This window comes from Mesorhizobium temperatum (genome assembly GCF_002284575.1).
GTDB classification, from domain to species: domain Bacteria; phylum Pseudomonadota; class Alphaproteobacteria; order Rhizobiales; family Rhizobiaceae; genus Mesorhizobium; species Mesorhizobium temperatum.
In genome coordinates, this window is the sequence record NZ_NPKJ01000076.1 from 223,727 (window position 1) to 238,652 (window position 14,926).

A 14,926-nucleotide genomic window follows, 5' to 3' on the forward strand; every position below is an offset into this window, starting at 1 on the left:
TCGGCGTGTTCATTCTCCATTCAAGTAACTTCCACAGCGAGACGCAATGACCCAAATCCCAGCATTTCCGACTGTCAGCCCGCCACAACCCGAGAAGCGACCGGTCTTCGATCTACATCATGGAGTAACCCGGACGGACGACTATGCCTGGCTGAGAGCCGACAACTGGCAAGAGATGTTCAGGGATCCGTCGCTGCTCGACGGCCAGATCCGCGCCCATCTCGAAGCCGAGAACGCCTATCAAGCGGCGTTGATCGCCGACACCGCCCAGTTACGGAAGCAGCTTTTCAAGGAGATGAAGGGCCGCATCAAGGAAGACGATTCTTCCGTGCCGATGAAGGATGGGCCGTACGCCTATGGGTCATCCTTCAAGCTTGGCGGCGAGCAGCCGCGTTATTTCCGCACGCCGCGCGATGGCGGCGACCAGCAGATCCTGCTCGACGGTGACCTCGAGGCCGAGGGAAAGGCCTATTTCCGCCTCGGTGGCGTCGACCATTCGGCCGATCACGGCAAGCTCCTGTGGGCTTTCGACGACAAGGGCTCCGAATTCTTCACGCTTCGTGTGCGCGATCTTACCAGCGGCAAGGAGTTGCCGGACAGGATCCCGGACACAGGTGGCGGCGGCGTGTGGGATGCCGGAAATGACGGATTTTTCTACACCCGCCTCGATCCCAACCACCGTCCTTCCAAGGTGCTGTTCCATGCCCTTGGCGACAGTCCTGAGAACGACCGGCTGATCTACGAAGAAACCGATCCGGGCTTCTTCATGAATGTCGGCGGCACGCGCTCCAACGAATGGATCATGGTCGGCATCAACGATCACGAGACCTCGGAATACCGCATCATAAGCGCCAGCGAGCCATTCGCCAAACCGAAGCTAGTTTCGCCGCGCGAGACCGGCCTGCAATACGATCTCGAAGAAGGCGGCGATACCTTCTTCATTCTCACCAACGCCGACGGCGCCAAGGATTTCAAGATCATGACGGCGCCGGCGAGCGACCCGGTGCGCGCCAACTGGCAGGAGTTGGTGCCGCACGAAGCGGGCCGGCTGATCCTTTCGGTGATCGGCTTCAAGGACCATATGGTCAGGCTTGAACGCAAGGAAGGCCTGCCGCGCATCGTCGTGCGTGACCGCAAGAGCGGCGAGGAACACCTCATCTCCTTCGACGAGGAAGCCTTCTCGCTCGGCCTGTCGGGATCCTATGAATACGACACCGAGATCATGCGCTTTTCCTACTCGTCCATGACAACGCCGGCGCAAGTCTTCGACTACAACATGCGGACCCGCGAGCGCGTGCTGCTGAAGACCCAGGAAGTTCCGTCCGGTCACGACCCGGAGCATTACGTGACGCGGCGGCTGATGGCGCCCGCAGCCGACGGCGAACTGGTGCCGATCTCGCTCATCCACCATCGCGACACGCCGCTCGACGGATCAGCGCCTTGCCTGCTTTACGGCTACGGCTCCTACGGCATCACGGTCCCGGCCGCCTTCAACACCAATTTGTTTTCGCTGGTCGACCGCGGATTCGTCTACGCGATTGCCCATGTCCGCGGCGGCAAGGACAAGGGCTATGGCTGGTACGATGACGGCAAGCGGGCGCACAAGATGAACACGTTCACCGATTTCATCGCGGTCGCCCACCATCTCGTCGCTGAGCGCTACACCGCCCATGATCGCATTGTCGCACAGGGTGGCTCGGCTGGCGGCCTGCTGATGGGCGCCGTCGCCAACATGGCGCCGGAATGCTTCGGCGGTATTGTCGCCGAGGTTCCGTTCGTTGATGTGCTGACCACCATGCTCGACGCGACCTTGCCGCTGACGCCGCCGGAATGGCCTGAATGGGGCAACCCGATCGCGTCGGAGGAAGACTACCGGACGATCGCTGCCTACTCGCCTTATGACAATGTCGCCGCGCTTGACTATCCGCCGATCCTGGCGCTTGCCGGTCTTACCGACCCGCGTGTCACCTATTGGGAGCCGGCCAAATGGGTAGCGCGGCTGCGCGACCGCAAGACCGGCGACAATCCGGTGCTGTTCAAGATCAACATGGACTCCGGCCATGCCGGCGCATCCGGCCGGTTTTCCAGGCTCGAGGAAATCGCCTTCACCTATGCGTTTGCACTGAAGGTGGCAGGCAAGGCCGACCTTGCCACCACAGCGCCGCCAATCCTTTTGGACGCCCAAAGGGCGCTGTAGGAGCTTGATCTTGCGCACGATTCCCGGCGGAAAATCGATTCCGATTTCGGGTCATGGCGTGGCTGATTTTCCGCTCGCAATTGCGATGGCCGCGCGCTACCCATTGCGCGGCTTTTCGCAGCCGCGCCGCCAAATCATCCAGTCAGGTCAAGGGTCTGCCATGTTGCTCGTCGACGTCTATCTCGACAAATCGCCCATTCAGGGCATCGGTGTCTTTGCCAAGAACCACATTCCCCGTGGCACACTGGTCTGGAAGCTCGATCCCAATTACGACCGGCGCATCCCGGTCGAGACCTATGAGCGCGAAACCGGGCCGATCAAAGCCTATCTCGATCGCTATTCCTATCCCGACCGGCGCGACCCGAACTACATCGTCTTCGAAGCCGACGACGCGCGCTACATGAACCATGCCGATGACCCGAATTGCGACGTCTCCTCGCCCGAGGAGACGTATGCGTCGCGCGACATCGCGCCCGGCGAGGAAATGACCTGCAACTACAATCATTTCTTCGAAGCCGGCTTCGATTTCCTCGGCGACCGCTGACGCGCCGCCATCCCGTCCGGTTTCCGCGTCAGCTCGAAGGCTGCTTGCGCGCCGGATAGCCATTGGGATGCGGCGGTATGGCCTTCAGATAGGCTGATATCGCCGCCCGGTCCTCGGGCGTCAGTTCGGCCATGTTTCTCTGAACGTCGACCATGGCGCCACCGACGGAATCGAAATCCGGCGTGAAGCCGGTTTCGAGAAAGTAGGCGATATCGGCCTCCGACCAGTCACTGAGCCCGCCTTCACCCGAAGTGATGTTCGGCACGATGCCGCTGCCTTCGGCAGCAGTGGCTCCGGCCAGCCACTCGCCCTTTTTGGTGCCGCCAGAAAAATCACGCGGCGTGTGGCATTCGCCGCAATGGCCCGACCCTTCGACCAGGTATCGGCCGGCCATCACCGGATCCGGCGTGCCATCGGGGAAGGAAACCACCGGCTGGTCACTCAAATAGAGACGTTTCCACAACCCGATGCCGCGACGGATGTTGAACGGGAATCCCAGTGAATTGGGCGGCGCCTTGCCGGCGACCGCCGGAAGCGTTTTCAGGAAGGCATGGAGATCGGCAATGTCGGCCGGCTTCATGCGCGCGTAGGATGCATAAGGAAACGCCGGATAGAAATGCTCGCCGCTCGGCGACACCCCCTTCATCATTGCGTTGGCGAGGTCTTCGACCGACCAGGCGCCGATACCGTCCTTGGCATCCTGCGAGATGTTCGGTGGCACGAAGGTGCCGAACGGCGTCTTGAGTTCGAGACCGCCTGCCAGTTGAAGGCGAGCATCGCCTTGTGAGCCTGGCTTCGCATGACACGATGTGCAGCCTCCGGCATAAAAAACGCGTTTGCCCCTGGCCGCATCGCCGGGGCCGAGCTGCGCCAGGGTCTCAGTGTCGAGCCTGACCGGCGCCGACAGGAACCAGCCAGCGACAGCGCCGGCGGTGCCCAGTACGAGGGCGGCGCCGACGAGTTTTTTCAGCCGGCGCATCGCCCGCTATCAGCCCTTCTTTATCCTGTATGTCTGGTGGCAGGTGCCACAATCGCCGCCTATGGTGTTGAACCCCGCCTTCAAGCCATCGACGTCGGCAGGGGCGGCGGCCGCCGCCGCCTTGACGTCGGCGAGATATTTTTCCTCAACCGCCTTGAAGCCGGCCATATCCTCCCAGATCTTGGTGGCAGCGGTGGTGTCGCCGGTTTCACTGCCAGCCGGGAAAAGGGTCTCGACGTTTGCATGGAATTTCTCGGCGTTGGCCTGCAGCGCCTTCAACGCCGCCAGCACGGCCGCGGCGTCGTAAGGGGTCTCGCCCTTGACCACTTTCGACAATTGGCCGGCGATCTTTCCACGTTCCTTCATCAGGGCCTGGCGCTCCTGGATCGGATCGGCGAATGCCGCCGAACCGGCGAAGGCGAGCATCGAGATGGCGAGGATAAGCTTTCTCATTCAATTGGCTCCATGGTGAGGACGTTTCGGATGAAGGTCGGAACTGATCGATAACGGCAAAATTGGCTTAAAAATTCCGGAAATTCGCCTCACGCTTGTGTGAATTTTTGCGACAGTCGTTCTGTGCTGGAAAAGGGCGGCCGATCTTGAGCCAAAAGAAAAGCCCCGGTTTTGCCGGGGCTTTTCTGCAACTCAGTTAGGCCTACGCCTTTTCGTAGAGCTCGAGGACATGGTCCCAGTTGATGAGACTGTCGACGAAGGCTTCGAGATATTTCGGCCGGGCATTGCGATAGTCGATGTAATAGGAGTGCTCCCAGACATCGACGCCCAGGATCGGCGTCGCGCCATGGACCAGCGGGTTCTCGCCGTTCGGCGTCTTCGAGATCGCCAGCTTGCCGTCCTTGACCGAAACCCAGGCCCAGCCTGAACCGAACTGAGTGGTTCCGGCGGCGATGAAGTCGGCCTTGAACTTGTCGTAGCCGCCGAGGTCGCTGTCGAACGCCTTTTGCAGCGCCCCCGGCAATTTGTTGCCGCCTCCGCCCTTCTTCATCCACTTCCAGAAATGGATGTGATTGTAATGCTGGCCGGCATTGTTGAAGAGCCCGGGGTTCTTGCCGAAGGACTGTTTCACAACCTCTTCGACCGACAAATCGCCGAGCCCGGCTTCGGCAGCCAGCTTGTTGCCGTTATCGACATAGGCCTTGTGGTGCTTGTCGTGGTGATACTCCAGCGTCTCCTTCGACATGTAAGGCTGCAAGGCCTCGTAGTCATAGGGCAAGGCGGGCAATTCAAAAGCCATCGGTCGTACTCCTCGTGGAAAAATCCGGTGCAATACCGGACTAACATAGGTCTGGATTGATATGGAGCAACTCCGGAATGAGGCGCCGGTTCGCTTTTTCGCCAGTCAGCCGGTCGAAGTCGAATGCGCCCAATCCCAGTAGAGTTCGCGCGCCTTCTTGGCTACAGGCCCGGGCTGGAGATTGCGATCCTCGATGCGGGTGACCGGCACGACTTTCGAATGGTTTCCCGTCGAGAATATCTCGTCTGCTTCGAGGAAGTCGCGCACCGACAGCGTCTTCTCGGTGGTCTTGAACCCATACTCGCCAAGCAGCGTCATCGTCCGCGAGCGGGTTATACCGGACAAGAACGTGCCGTTCGGCGCCGGCGTCAGGACATGGCCGTCCTTGACCAGGAAAATGTTCGAGGTTCCGGTCTCGGCGACATTGCCAAGCATGTCCAGCACCAGGGCGTTGTCGAAGCCGCGCATCTTGGCTTCGAGGATGGCACGACCATTGTTGGGATAAAGGCAGCCGGCCTTGGCGTTGGTCGGCATGGTTTCGATGGTCGGACGCCGGAATGGCGAGACGGTGACCGAAAAGCCCGACGGCGGGATCATCGGCGATTCATAGAGGCAAAGGCAGAAACGAGTCGAGGCCGGATCTGCCGGCACGCCCATATAACCACCATGCTCGGCCCAGTACATCGGCCTTATGTAGACCGCCGTCTTGCCGTCGAACTTCTTCAGCCCGTCCCAGGTCAGCCCGACGATCTTTTCGGCGCTCATGGATGGTTTGAGACCAAGGGCGATCGCCGAAGCGTTAACCCTCGCGGCGTGGCGGTCGAGGTCGGGGGCGACGCCCTCGAACCAGCGGGCGCCGTCGAACACGCTGGTGCCGAGCCACATGGCATGGCTGCGCGGCCCCAGGATGGCGACGTTGCCTTCGTACCAGTCACCATCCACGAAGGTCCATGTCGCGGATTGCGCCGCAGTCGCCAGTGTCATCGCTTGGTTCCGTTCCAGACTGTCCTGTGTCGCCATTGGAAGATGCTTTGGCGTCCGCCGTCAACGGGCATCGCTGAGATTTGTTGAGGCCAGCGCTATGTGAACCGCAATCTGTGCTTGCGCCTTGCCTTGCCTCGCCGCAAAACTGTCACCATGCACCACACGGCTTACGCTTTCGACGCCTACGGCACGCTGTTCGATGTCCATGCCGCCGTGCGGCGTCATGCCGACGAGATCGGGCCGGACGGCCAGCTCTTGTCGGAGATATGGCGCGCCAAGCAGCTGGAATATTCCTGGGTGAGGACGCTGATGGGCGCCTACGCCGATTTCTGGCAACTCACCGAGCAGGCGCTCGATTTCGCGCTGCGCAAGATTCCCTCCGCGGACACGGGGCTCAGGGCCAAGCTGCTCGACGCCTATTGGCGACTCGACTGCTATCCGGAGGTGCCGGCCGTGCTCAAAGCGCTCAAAGCCTCTGGCGCCAAGCTGGCGATACTCTCAAACGGCTCGCCTGAAATGCTGGAGGCGGCGGTCAAATCGGCCGCGCTCGACCAGTTTCTGGACGACATCTATTCCGTCGACGCCGTCAAGCGCTTCAAGGCCGATCCGTCGGTCTACGACATGGTCACGACAGGCTGGCGCCTCTATCCGGGTGCGGTGTCGTTTCAGTCATCGAACCGCTGGGACGTCGCCGGCGCCACCAAATTTGGTTTCCGGACAGTCTGGATCAACCGCTCCAACCAGCCCGAAGAATACCAGGACTTTCCGCCGGCCCTGATCCTGCCCTCGCTCGAAGGCTTGCTGGCCGGAGGCTGACACATGACCCTAAAAATCGGAATCGATTTGCAAAGGATCATGCGCAAATTAAACGTGCTACAGCGTCCTTACGCGTCCAAATGGACGCCGCGCGCTGTAGCCCTGTTGCCCCGGCGCAACAGCGGCGGCGCCGCCACAGCTTTGCCTTGGTTTGTCCACCCTCAGGCCAGAATCGGAACCGCCTATCGCGCCGAGCATTGGTAGGGCTGGCGCCGTGCTGATCGGCGTATTCATGTTTTGTTTCGTTTTGAGACCAAAAAGGCAACTATGTTCACAACCGAAATCGAACCCTATCGCCTGAGCCGTCGCGGCTTTCTCAGCGCCGCTGCACTCGGCGCCGCCTCGATTGCGGTTTCCGCCTGCACCACGGTGGGAGGGCAGCCGGTCGAGCCTCCGCCGCCAGCCAATGTCGAGCCGCCGCTCCTGGACTATGCAACGATGTACGCTCCGGTCAGCGACGGTGGCTTCGAACTCCCGGGCATACCGTTCGAGAAAATCGACGAGCAATTTCTGCGTCAGATCGTTCCCGATCCGACCGGCCAACGGCCCGGCACCATTGTCGTCGATACGGCCGGCCATCACCTCTATCTCGTGCGTCCGGGCGGACAAGCCATTCGTTACGGTGTCGGGCTAGGTCGCGCCGGTTTCGAATGGTCTGGCGATGCCGTCGTCCAGTGGAAGCAGAAGTGGCCGAAATGGACCCCGCCGGCCGAAATGATCGCCCGCCAGCCCGAGCTCGCAAAATACAGCGCCGAGAATGGCGGCATGCCCGGCGGGCTGACGAATCCGCTCGGCGCGCGAGCGCTGTATCTCTTCGAGGGCAACGAGGACACGCTTTACCGCCTGCACGGCTCGCCGGAGTGGTATTCCATAGGCAAATCGGTGTCATCTGGCTGCGTTCGCTTGATAAATCAGGACATCATCGACCTTTATGACCGTGTGCCCAACAAGACGCCGGTGATCGTTACCGCCGGTGTCGGTCAGGAACTGGTTGCCACGGCAGACCGCAAAGCCATTCCAATCGATGCGGGCGTCCCGGAAGGATCCATCCTGCTCGGTCCGGCAAGAACGATCTCGGACTCGATTTTCTGAGCTGGTCGAAGCAAAGTAGCGGCCATCGAGCCGCTCCTTTTGTTTTCTTGGATTGTCCCCAAACCGGTGCCCGCCTCTGGGTCCGATGCTTATGTCTGAGCATCGCAGTTAGCCACGCACTACGTGGCAACGCCACTAGTCTAGTCACGCTCATCAACCACCGCGAACGTTGAAATAATCTGCGTCATAGGCCTATAGTCCGCTTGCTATCCTCAGCGGCTTAGAGGCGTCTTCTGGATCGTACGCTGGGCGGACGTTCCCTCTACGGCTTCAGTCAGACGATGTTGCCTTCACGATCGACTTGCACGCCTTTCTGCTCAAGGCGCGCGCGTGCGGCCGGTACGCGATGGCCAAGAGTATGACCTTGACCTCGGCATATCCGGAAAGAAGACCTGAGCACAAACCCTCCGCGAGATCCGCTATTGGCGTGTAGCTGCGGTCCAGCCCCAATTAGGCCGATGACACCAATGCCCTCAGCGCCCCCTTGCCAGGCTGCCGAGGATGCCGCGCACGATTGCCCGTCCGACGGACGAGCCGACCGAACGAACCACCGATTTGATCGCCGCCTCCGCCACCGTCTGGCGATTGGACGATCGCGGCGCCGGTGCCCGCCTGCCGCCGGTGGGCTGGGGGGCGGGATCGTCATTGCCGAAGCCTGGAATGGTCCAGCGTGAGCGGCCGCTCTCCTGCTGCTGCGCCTCCGCGTCGAGAGCGTCCTTGGCCTTTTTCTGCAGCATCTCGAACGCCGAATCGCGATCGACGGTCTGGTCGTACTGTCCCGCAACCGGGCTCTCAGTGATCAGCTTGCGACGCTCGTCAGGCGTGATCGGACCAAGCCGCGACGACGGCGGGCGAACCAGCGTCCGCTGGACCATGGACGGAACACCTTTGGCTTCCAGCGTCGAGACCAGAGCCTCGCCGGTGCCGAGCTGCGTGATTACGGTCGCACAGTCGAAATCGGGATTGGGCCTGAACGTCTCGGCGGCCGTCTTCACGGCCTTCTGCTCCCGCGGCGTGTAGGCGCGCAGGGCGTGCTGCACCCGGTTGCCGAGCTGTGCCAGAACCGTTTCGGGGATATCCAGCGGATTCTGGGTGACGAAGTAAACGCCGACGCCCTTCGAGCGGATCAGGCGGACCACCTGTTCGACCCGGTCGATCAGCACCTTCGGCGCGTCATCGAACAGAAGGTGCGCCTCGTCGAAGAAGAAGACCAGCTTTGGCTTGTCGGGGTCGCCGACTTCGGGAAGCTCCTCGAACAGTTCCGACATCAGCCACAAAAGGAATGTCGCATAGAGCCGGGGATTCATCATCAGCTTGTCGGCGGCCAGCACGCTGATGGCGCCGCGGCCGTCGCGGGTCGTGCGCATGATGTCGGCGATCCGCAACGCCGGCTCGCCGAAGAAATTTGCCGCTCCCTGCTGCTCTAGAACCAGCAGCGTGCGCTGGATTGCGCCGACCGAAGGCTTGGTCACATTGCCGTAGCGAGCGCCGATTTCTTCGGCGCGTTCGGCGATGTTGGCAAGAAGCGCTTGCAGATCCTTCAGGTCCAGCAGCAACAGGCCTTCCTCGTCGGCGATGCGGAAGGCGATGTTCATGATGCCTTCCTGCGCCTCGGACAGGTTCATCAGGCGCGACAGAAGCAGCGGCCCCATTTCCGAGACGGTGGCGCGGATCGGATGGCCCTGCTCGCCGAACAAATCCCAGAAGATGACCGGAAATTCCTGGAAATCATAAGGATCGAGCTTGACCTGCTCGGCGCGCTTGACCAGGAAATCCTGTGCGGTGCCCATCATGGCGATACCGGACAGATCGCCCTTGATGTCGGCGCAGAAGACCGGCACGCCGGCATTGGAGAAACCTTCCGCCAGAATCTGCAAACTCACGGTCTTGCCGGTGCCGGTCGCGCCGGTGACCAGGCCGTGACGATTGCCATACTGAAGCAGCAGATTTTCTGCGCGCTGGTAGCTGTCATCAGGCTTTCGGCTGGCTCCTATGAAAATACTGGTGTCGTCAGCCATGTGTCCGGTCTCCGCAAACCTGAAGTGTTGAACGCCCTGGTCTATTGAAAGTAACGGGGCTCGCCGCAGGTATAATGACGCCATTGCGCAGCGACAATGGCCATGGTCGAAATTGGTTTTGGAGCTTGCGGATTTTGCGCATGTTTGGCAATCGGTTGACGGTTCATCGTCGCAGGACGCGTGTTGCATTGTGATATGGGACGGGGAACCGTAGACTGACGTTCCAGGCCTATCGGCCGAGAAGACGAGGAGAGCGGATGGGCGCCGGTGCCTTGAACCACGATGCCGAACTTCCGAACCCTGACCGGCAGCGGTGGCTGGCCCTTGCGGAAAAAGCCTTGGCCGGCGGATCCTTCGAGGAAAAGCTCGTATCCCATACGGACGATGGCATCCGCATCGAACCGCTCTATGATCGTTCGGTCACCGGAGAGCCTCTCGCGCGGGCAAATCCCAGATCGCCGTGGATCGTCAGCCAGCGTATCGACGATCCGGATATCGGCCGCGCCAAAGCCCAGGCCCTGGAAGACGTCGCACAGGGTGCCACCGGATTGTCGCTTGTCTTCGAAGGCGCGCCGAATGCGTTCGGCTACGGCCTGCCGAGGACTGCCGAGGCGCTGGAGACCGTGCTGGACGGCGTGCCGCTCAACCGCATCCAGGTCCGCATCGACGCGCATCCCTGGAGCCGCGCCGTGGCCGACTGGCTGGTTGCGTTCTTGAGCAAGCGCCGGTCAGACCCGGCAAAGCTCAACCTTTCCTTCGGTATCGATCCGGCGGCGATCTTTGCCGGAACCGGCCGGTTGCGGATGTCGATCGAGGCCCTGCAGGCGTCGATGCCGCAATCCCTGGCACATTTTTTCTCGATGGACGTGCCCGGGGTTCTGCTGGAGGCAGACGGACGCGTCTTCCACAATGCCGGCGCCACCGAAGCGCAGGAGCTGGGCACCATGATGGCTTCGGCGGTCTCCTATCTCCGGATGTTCGAGGAGGCGCGCCAGCCGCTCGTCTATGCGGCGCCCCATATCGGCTTTGCTCTGAGCGTCGACCAGGACCAGTTCGTGTCGATGGCCAAGGTCAGGGCCCTGCGCAGGCTGTGGGCGCGGGTCCAGGAGGCATGCTCGATCGCCGCCGCCACCGCCAACATCCATGCCGAGACGTCCTTCCGCATGATGACTTCGGCGGACCCGGAGACAAACATCCTGCGTACCGCGATCGCCGGTTTTGCCGCGGCAGCCGGCGGGGCGGATTCGATCTCCATCCTGCCGCATACGATCGCGCATGGCCTGCCGGCGGGCTTTGCCCGCCGTGTCGCCCGCAATACGCAACTGATCATGGCCAACGAAAGCCATATCGATCATGTCGCCGACCCTGCTTGCGGTTCGGGCGCCGTTGAAGCGCTGACCGCCGAACTCTGCGAAGCGGCGTGGGAAGAATTCCGGCTGATCGAGGCGGAAGGCGGCGTGCTGTCCAGCCTGCAGCAAGGACATATCCAGAAACGGGTTCAGGCGGCCGCCGCCCGCCGCAATGCTGCCTATCAGGCGGGCGATCGGGCCATAATCGGCACGACACTTCACCCGTCGAAGACCGAACGTCCGGTCGAAACGCTGGCGGCGGAGCGGCGGCCTGCCGTCACCGAGGGCGTAGCGGTGTGCGAGCCGCTATTTCCGATCCGCCTCGATCAATCGATCGGAGCAGCGCCATGATCCCGGATTTCAGCCAGATCGGCTGGTCGGCGCCGCGCCGGGCGCCGATCGAGGCCAATGGCCAGCGGATGACCCCGGAAGGGCTGGCCATCAAGCATCTGTACAACCAGGGCGACCTCGAGGGGTTACCGCATCTCGACACCTATCCGGGCCTGCCGCCATTCGTGCGCGGCCCCTACCCGACCATGTATGTCCAGCAGCCGTGGACGATCCGGCAATATGCCGGCTTCTCGACGGCGGAAGAGTCGAATGCCTTTTACCGGCGCAACCTTGCAGCCGGCCAGAAGGGACTGTCGGTCGCTTTCGACCTTGCCACGCATCGCGGCTACGACAGCGATCATCCGCGTGTCGCCGGCGATGTCGGCATGGCCGGCGTCGCCATCGATTCCATCCTCGACATGCGCCAGCTCTTCGACGGCATACCGCTTGACGAGATGACGGTGTCGATGACCATGAATGGCGCGGTGCTGCCGATCATGGCGCTCTACATCGTGGCGGCGGAAGAACAGGGCGTTGCGCAGAAGGACCTCACTGGGACCATTCAGAACGACATCCTGAAGGAGTTCATGGTGCGCAACACCTACATCTATCCGCCAAAGCCTTCGATGCGGATCGTGTCGGACATTTTCTCCTACACGTCGCAGCACATGCCGAAGTTCAATTCGATTTCGATCTCCGGCTATCACATGCAAGAGGCAGGTGCGACCGCCGACCTCGAGCTCGCCTACACGATCGCCGACGGCATCGAATATGCCCGCGCCGGTGTCGCGGCGGGTCTCGATATCGACCGTTTCGCGCCGCGCCTTTCCTTCTTCTGGGCGATCGGCATGAACTTCTTCATGGAGGTCGCCAAGCTAAGGGCAGCCCGCCTTTTGTGGTCGATCCTGATGCTGAAGAACTTCTTGCCGAAGGACGAGCGCTCGCTGTCGCTGCGTACCCATTGCCAGACTTCGGGCTGGTCGCTGACGGCGCAGGACCCCTACAACAACATCATCCGCACCATGATCGAGGCGATGGCGGCGACGCAGGGTCATACGCAATCGCTGCACACCAACTCCTTCGACGAGGCGATGGCGCTGCCGACCGACCATTCGGCTCGTATCGCCCGCAACACGCAGCTCATCCTGCAAAAGGAATCCGGTACCACCCGCATCATCGATCCATGGGGAGGCTCTGCCTATCTCGAACGGCTGACGCATGACCTGGCGGCGCGCGCGCTTGCCCATATCGAAGAGGTCGAGAGCCTGGGCGGCATGGCCGCCGCAACCGAAAAAAACATACCGAAGCTGCGCATCGAAGAGGCCGCCGCGCGCACGCAGGCGCGGATCGATTCCGGCGAGCAGATACTGGTCGGCGTCAACGCCCATCGTCCGGAGACGGACATCAAAGTCGACGTGCTGAAGATCGACAACGCTGAAGTCAGAGCCCGGCAATTGTCGAAACTGCAACGGCTGAAAGGCACGCGCGACGTCGGTGCCGTCGAGAGCGCACTGGGTGCGCTGAGCCGCGCTGCGGAGAGCGGCGAAAATCTGCTGGAGTTCGCCATTCGCGCCGCGCGCGCCAACGCCACGGTCGGCGAGATTTCGCTGGCTCTGGAAAAGGTCTTCGGCCGCCATGTCGCTTCGGTCCAGACGATCTCCGGCGTCTATCGCAAGGCGCTCGGCGACAATCCGGTAGTCGACCGGCTGCAGGACAAGATCGTGGCGTTCGAGGAGAAGTCCGGCGGCAAGCCGCGCATTCTCGTCGCCAAAATGGGGCAGGACGGCCACGATCGCGGCCAGAAGGTCATCGCCACGGCATTTGCCGATCTCGGCTTCGACGTGACCGTTGGACCGATGTTCCAGACGCCGGACGAGATCGCCAGGCTCGCGGTCGAGCACGACGTGCATATCATCGGCGCCTCGTCGCTGGCGGCGGGCCATTTGACGCTCATTCCCGAACTCAAGGACGCGCTGAAGAAGCTCGGACGCGACGGCATATTGATCGTCGCCGGCGGCGTTATCCCTCCGCAAGATTACGATGCTGTGATGCAGGCGGGGGCCGCGGAGATCTTCCCGCCGGGCACGGTCATCCCCGAGGCCGCCGACCGGCTGATGGACCGGCTGTTGCAGGCTGGATGAGCCGTTATAATATATGTTGTAACGAGGGCGGGTTTCGTTATAATTGGTGTTGCAACAAGGTGCAGCGCCATGAACACGACCATCCGCAAGATCGGCAATTCCGAAGGCGTCATCCTGCCGAGGGAGCTTCTCGATCGTCTGAACCTGAAGGCTGGCGACCAGCTTCAAATCGTTGAAACCGGTGATGGCCTTGCGCTGAAGCCGGTGGACGATAGCTTCGAGCGGCAAATGAAAGCTGCCCGCGAGGTGATGGACAAATACAAAGTGGCGCTTCAGAAGCTCGCCGAATGAGCTGGCAATTCCTGAGCCGGCGCGCCGTGGAAGCGATGCACGCGGAGCAGCTGCGCCGGCATGGCGGCGCGCAGGGTTTGAGGGACGAGAATGCTCTTGAATCGGCGCTCGCCCGCGCCGAGAACAAGGCGAACCATGGTGATCCATCGATCGGGGATCTGGCTGCGGCCTATATCTTCGGCATCGCCAGAAATCACGCCTTTGTCGACGGCAACAAGCGCACGGCCATCGTCGCCGCCGGCGTGTTCCTGATTGTCAACGGCTATACGCTGACGGCCGACAGCGGCACGATCTATGAATTCGTCATGGGCGTTGCCGCCGGCGAGATCGACGAGGCTGGCGCTGCGGCGTTCTTCCGCGACCATATTGTCAAGATCGAGGACTAATTGTCGGAGAGCTTGACGATTTCCCATTCCTTGCCGTTCACAACGGCAATTTCGCCGACTTTCTTGCCGAACAAGGCCAGGGCCATCGGTGAAACATGGGAAATTGTGCCCTTGGCCGGATCGGCCTCATCCTCGCCGACGATCTTCCAGTGCACCTTCCTGCCGTCATCGCCTTCCAGCGTGACGCCCATGCCGAAGCGAACCAGATTGCTGCCCGGTTCCGGCACGGAAAGCTCGGCGCTTTCACGCCGCGCGGTCCAGTAGCGCAGGTCGCGCGAGATGAGCGCGATGCGCTCGCGGTCGGCCCTCTTTTCCGCTCGAGCCAGATCATCGCGCAGGGCAGCCAGTTCGGCGTCGATCAGCGCCAGGCCGCGTTGCGTCACCAGATTGCGGTGCGGACTGATCGGCCGCTCGCCGATGCCGGCGATGGCGTTTTCGCTATCCTCTTCGCGCGTGAAGGCTCTGCTCATTAGTCGAGCTTATGCCTCGCGCGGCGACTTCACAAGCTTTTGCCGGCAAACCGGATCAGCCGATCCGGTCTGGCACG

The 14,926-nt window shown here is 61.7% G+C and carries 15 protein-coding genes; 9 read left to right on the forward strand and 6 right to left on the reverse strand.

Going from position 1 to position 14,926, the window contains the following annotated elements:
- The first annotated feature begins 46 nt into the window (after nucleotides 1–46).
- Together CIT26_RS34670 and CIT26_RS34675 are read left to right on the forward strand one after the other, a co-directional pair.
- Nucleotides 47–2,197 carry a S9 family peptidase gene (locus CIT26_RS34670; protein WP_095496750.1) on the forward strand — a complete coding sequence of 717 codons (2,151 nt, stop codon included), beginning with the start codon at nucleotides 47–49 and terminating at the stop codon, nucleotides 2,195–2,197.
- Between the two features lie 160 nt (nucleotides 2,198–2,357).
- The gene (locus CIT26_RS34675) at nucleotides 2,358–2,741 is read left to right on the forward strand and encodes an SET domain-containing protein (RefSeq protein WP_095496809.1); all 384 of its coding nucleotides are present in this window, start codon (nucleotides 2,358–2,360) and stop codon (nucleotides 2,739–2,741) included.
- A 28-nt stretch (nucleotides 2,742–2,769) separates the two neighbouring features.
- Here CIT26_RS34675 and CIT26_RS34680 read toward each other — a convergent pair whose 3' ends face one another.
- The 4 genes from CIT26_RS34680 to CIT26_RS34695 form a co-directional block, all read right to left on the reverse strand.
- Nucleotides 2,770–3,720, reverse strand: coding sequence for a cytochrome c (locus tag CIT26_RS34680; RefSeq protein ID WP_095496751.1), 951 nt, complete (start codon nucleotides 3,718–3,720; stop codon nucleotides 2,770–2,772).
- A 9-nt stretch (nucleotides 3,721–3,729) separates the two neighbouring features.
- Nucleotides 3,730–4,173, reverse strand: coding sequence for a c-type cytochrome (locus tag CIT26_RS34685; RefSeq protein WP_095496752.1), 444 nt, complete (start codon nucleotides 4,171–4,173; stop codon nucleotides 3,730–3,732).
- Between the two features lie 202 nt (nucleotides 4,174–4,375).
- Nucleotides 4,376–4,972 (reverse strand): superoxide dismutase, encoded by a 597-nt coding sequence (locus CIT26_RS34690; RefSeq protein ID WP_029354634.1) that lies wholly within the window; start codon nucleotides 4,970–4,972, stop codon nucleotides 4,376–4,378.
- Between the two features lie 105 nt (nucleotides 4,973–5,077).
- Nucleotides 5,078–5,956 (reverse strand): branched-chain amino acid aminotransferase, encoded by an 879-nt coding sequence (locus CIT26_RS34695; protein ID WP_095496810.1) that lies wholly within the window; start codon nucleotides 5,954–5,956, stop codon nucleotides 5,078–5,080.
- A gap of 153 nt (nucleotides 5,957–6,109) precedes the next feature.
- Between CIT26_RS34695 and CIT26_RS34700 the strand changes: the two genes are divergently transcribed.
- The 3 genes from CIT26_RS34700 to CIT26_RS34705 all read left to right on the forward strand — a co-directional run bounded on the left by CIT26_RS34700 (nucleotide 6,110) and on the right by CIT26_RS34705 (nucleotide 7,864).
- A complete protein-coding gene (locus CIT26_RS34700; RefSeq protein WP_095496753.1) occupies nucleotides 6,110–6,772 on the forward strand; it encodes a haloacid dehalogenase type II in 663 nt (220 codons plus the stop codon).
- 3 nt (nucleotides 6,773–6,775) lie between these two features.
- A complete protein-coding gene (locus CIT26_RS36300) occupies nucleotides 6,776–6,976 on the forward strand; it encodes a hypothetical protein (RefSeq protein ID WP_143747980.1) in 201 nt (66 codons plus the stop codon).
- A gap of 63 nt (nucleotides 6,977–7,039) precedes the next feature.
- Nucleotides 7,040–7,864 carry a L,D-transpeptidase gene (locus CIT26_RS34705; protein ID WP_095496754.1) on the forward strand — a complete coding sequence of 275 codons (825 nt, stop codon included), beginning with the start codon at nucleotides 7,040–7,042 and terminating at the stop codon, nucleotides 7,862–7,864.
- Between the two features lie 473 nt (nucleotides 7,865–8,337).
- Here the strand turns inward: CIT26_RS34705 and CIT26_RS34710 are convergent, their stop codons facing one another.
- Entirely contained in the window at nucleotides 8,338–9,882 is a 1,545-nt protein-coding gene (locus CIT26_RS34710; protein WP_095496755.1) for a helicase HerA-like C-terminal domain-containing protein, read from the reverse strand.
- 257 nt (nucleotides 9,883–10,139) lie between these two features.
- On the opposite strand from CIT26_RS34710, the gene CIT26_RS34715 reads away from it, so the two are divergent.
- The 4 genes from CIT26_RS34715 to CIT26_RS34730 all read left to right on the forward strand — a co-directional run bounded on the left by CIT26_RS34715 (nucleotide 10,140) and on the right by CIT26_RS34730 (nucleotide 14,379).
- On the forward strand, nucleotides 10,140–11,582 hold the full coding sequence (locus tag CIT26_RS34715; protein WP_095496756.1) for a methylmalonyl-CoA mutase subunit beta: 1,443 nt from the start codon (nucleotides 10,140–10,142) through the stop codon (nucleotides 11,580–11,582).
- Nucleotides 11,579–13,702 (forward strand): methylmalonyl-CoA mutase, encoded by a 2,124-nt coding sequence (scpA, locus tag CIT26_RS34720; RefSeq protein ID WP_095496757.1) that lies wholly within the window; start codon nucleotides 11,579–11,581, stop codon nucleotides 13,700–13,702. The genes CIT26_RS34715 and scpA overlap by 4 nt, the downstream gene beginning before the upstream one ends.
- A 69-nt stretch (nucleotides 13,703–13,771) precedes the next feature.
- Nucleotides 13,772–13,993 carry an AbrB/MazE/SpoVT family DNA-binding domain-containing protein gene (locus tag CIT26_RS34725; RefSeq protein WP_095496758.1) on the forward strand — a complete coding sequence of 74 codons (222 nt, stop codon included), beginning with the start codon at nucleotides 13,772–13,774 and terminating at the stop codon, nucleotides 13,991–13,993.
- Complete coding sequence (locus CIT26_RS34730) at nucleotides 13,990–14,379, forward strand: type II toxin-antitoxin system death-on-curing family toxin (RefSeq protein WP_095496759.1); 390 nt, start codon at nucleotides 13,990–13,992, stop codon at nucleotides 14,377–14,379. Before CIT26_RS34725 ends, CIT26_RS34730 begins: the two co-directional genes overlap by 4 nt.
- On the opposite strand, the gene greA is transcribed toward CIT26_RS34730, so the two are convergent.
- Nucleotides 14,376–14,849: a transcription elongation factor GreA gene (greA, locus tag CIT26_RS34735; RefSeq protein ID WP_095496760.1), complete on the reverse strand. Its 474-nt coding sequence runs from the start codon at nucleotides 14,847–14,849 to the stop codon at nucleotides 14,376–14,378. The genes CIT26_RS34730 and greA overlap by 4 nt on opposite strands.
- Between the last annotated feature and the right edge of the window lie 77 nt (nucleotides 14,850–14,926).

Excerpts from the sequence above, each read along its gene's own strand:
- CIT26_RS34670 (WP_095496750.1), top strand. The coding sequence starts at position 47 with ATGACCCAAATCCCAGCATTTCCGACTGTCAGCCCGCCACAACCCGAG.
- CIT26_RS34710 (WP_095496755.1), bottom strand. The coding sequence starts at position 9,882 with ATGGCTGACGACACCAGTATTTTCATAGGAGCCAGCCGAAAGCCTGAT.
- CIT26_RS34695 (WP_095496810.1), bottom strand. The coding sequence starts at position 5,956 with ATGACACTGGCGACTGCGGCGCAATCCGCGACATGGACCTTCGTGGAT.
- CIT26_RS34675 (WP_095496809.1), top strand. The coding sequence starts at position 2,358 with ATGTTGCTCGTCGACGTCTATCTCGACAAATCGCCCATTCAGGGCATC.
- CIT26_RS34685 (WP_095496752.1), bottom strand. The coding sequence starts at position 4,173 with ATGAGAAAGCTTATCCTCGCCATCTCGATGCTCGCCTTCGCCGGTTCG.
- CIT26_RS34715 (WP_095496756.1), top strand. The coding sequence starts at position 10,140 with ATGGGCGCCGGTGCCTTGAACCACGATGCCGAACTTCCGAACCCTGAC.
- CIT26_RS34690 (WP_029354634.1), bottom strand. The coding sequence starts at position 4,972 with ATGGCTTTTGAATTGCCCGCCTTGCCCTATGACTACGAGGCCTTGCAG.
- CIT26_RS34705 (WP_095496754.1), top strand. The coding sequence starts at position 7,040 with ATGTTCACAACCGAAATCGAACCCTATCGCCTGAGCCGTCGCGGCTTT.
- CIT26_RS34730 (WP_095496759.1), top strand. The coding sequence starts at position 13,990 with ATGAGCTGGCAATTCCTGAGCCGGCGCGCCGTGGAAGCGATGCACGCG.
- scpA (WP_095496757.1), top strand. The coding sequence starts at position 11,579 with ATGATCCCGGATTTCAGCCAGATCGGCTGGTCGGCGCCGCGCCGGGCG.
- CIT26_RS34725 (WP_095496758.1), top strand. The coding sequence starts at position 13,772 with ATGAACACGACCATCCGCAAGATCGGCAATTCCGAAGGCGTCATCCTG.
- greA (WP_095496760.1), bottom strand. The coding sequence starts at position 14,849 with ATGAGCAGAGCCTTCACGCGCGAAGAGGATAGCGAAAACGCCATCGCC.
- CIT26_RS34700 (WP_095496753.1), top strand. The coding sequence starts at position 6,110 with ATGCACCACACGGCTTACGCTTTCGACGCCTACGGCACGCTGTTCGAT.
- CIT26_RS36300 (WP_143747980.1), top strand. The coding sequence starts at position 6,776 with ATGACCCTAAAAATCGGAATCGATTTGCAAAGGATCATGCGCAAATTA.
- CIT26_RS34680 (WP_095496751.1), bottom strand. The coding sequence starts at position 3,720 with ATGCGCCGGCTGAAAAAACTCGTCGGCGCCGCCCTCGTACTGGGCACC.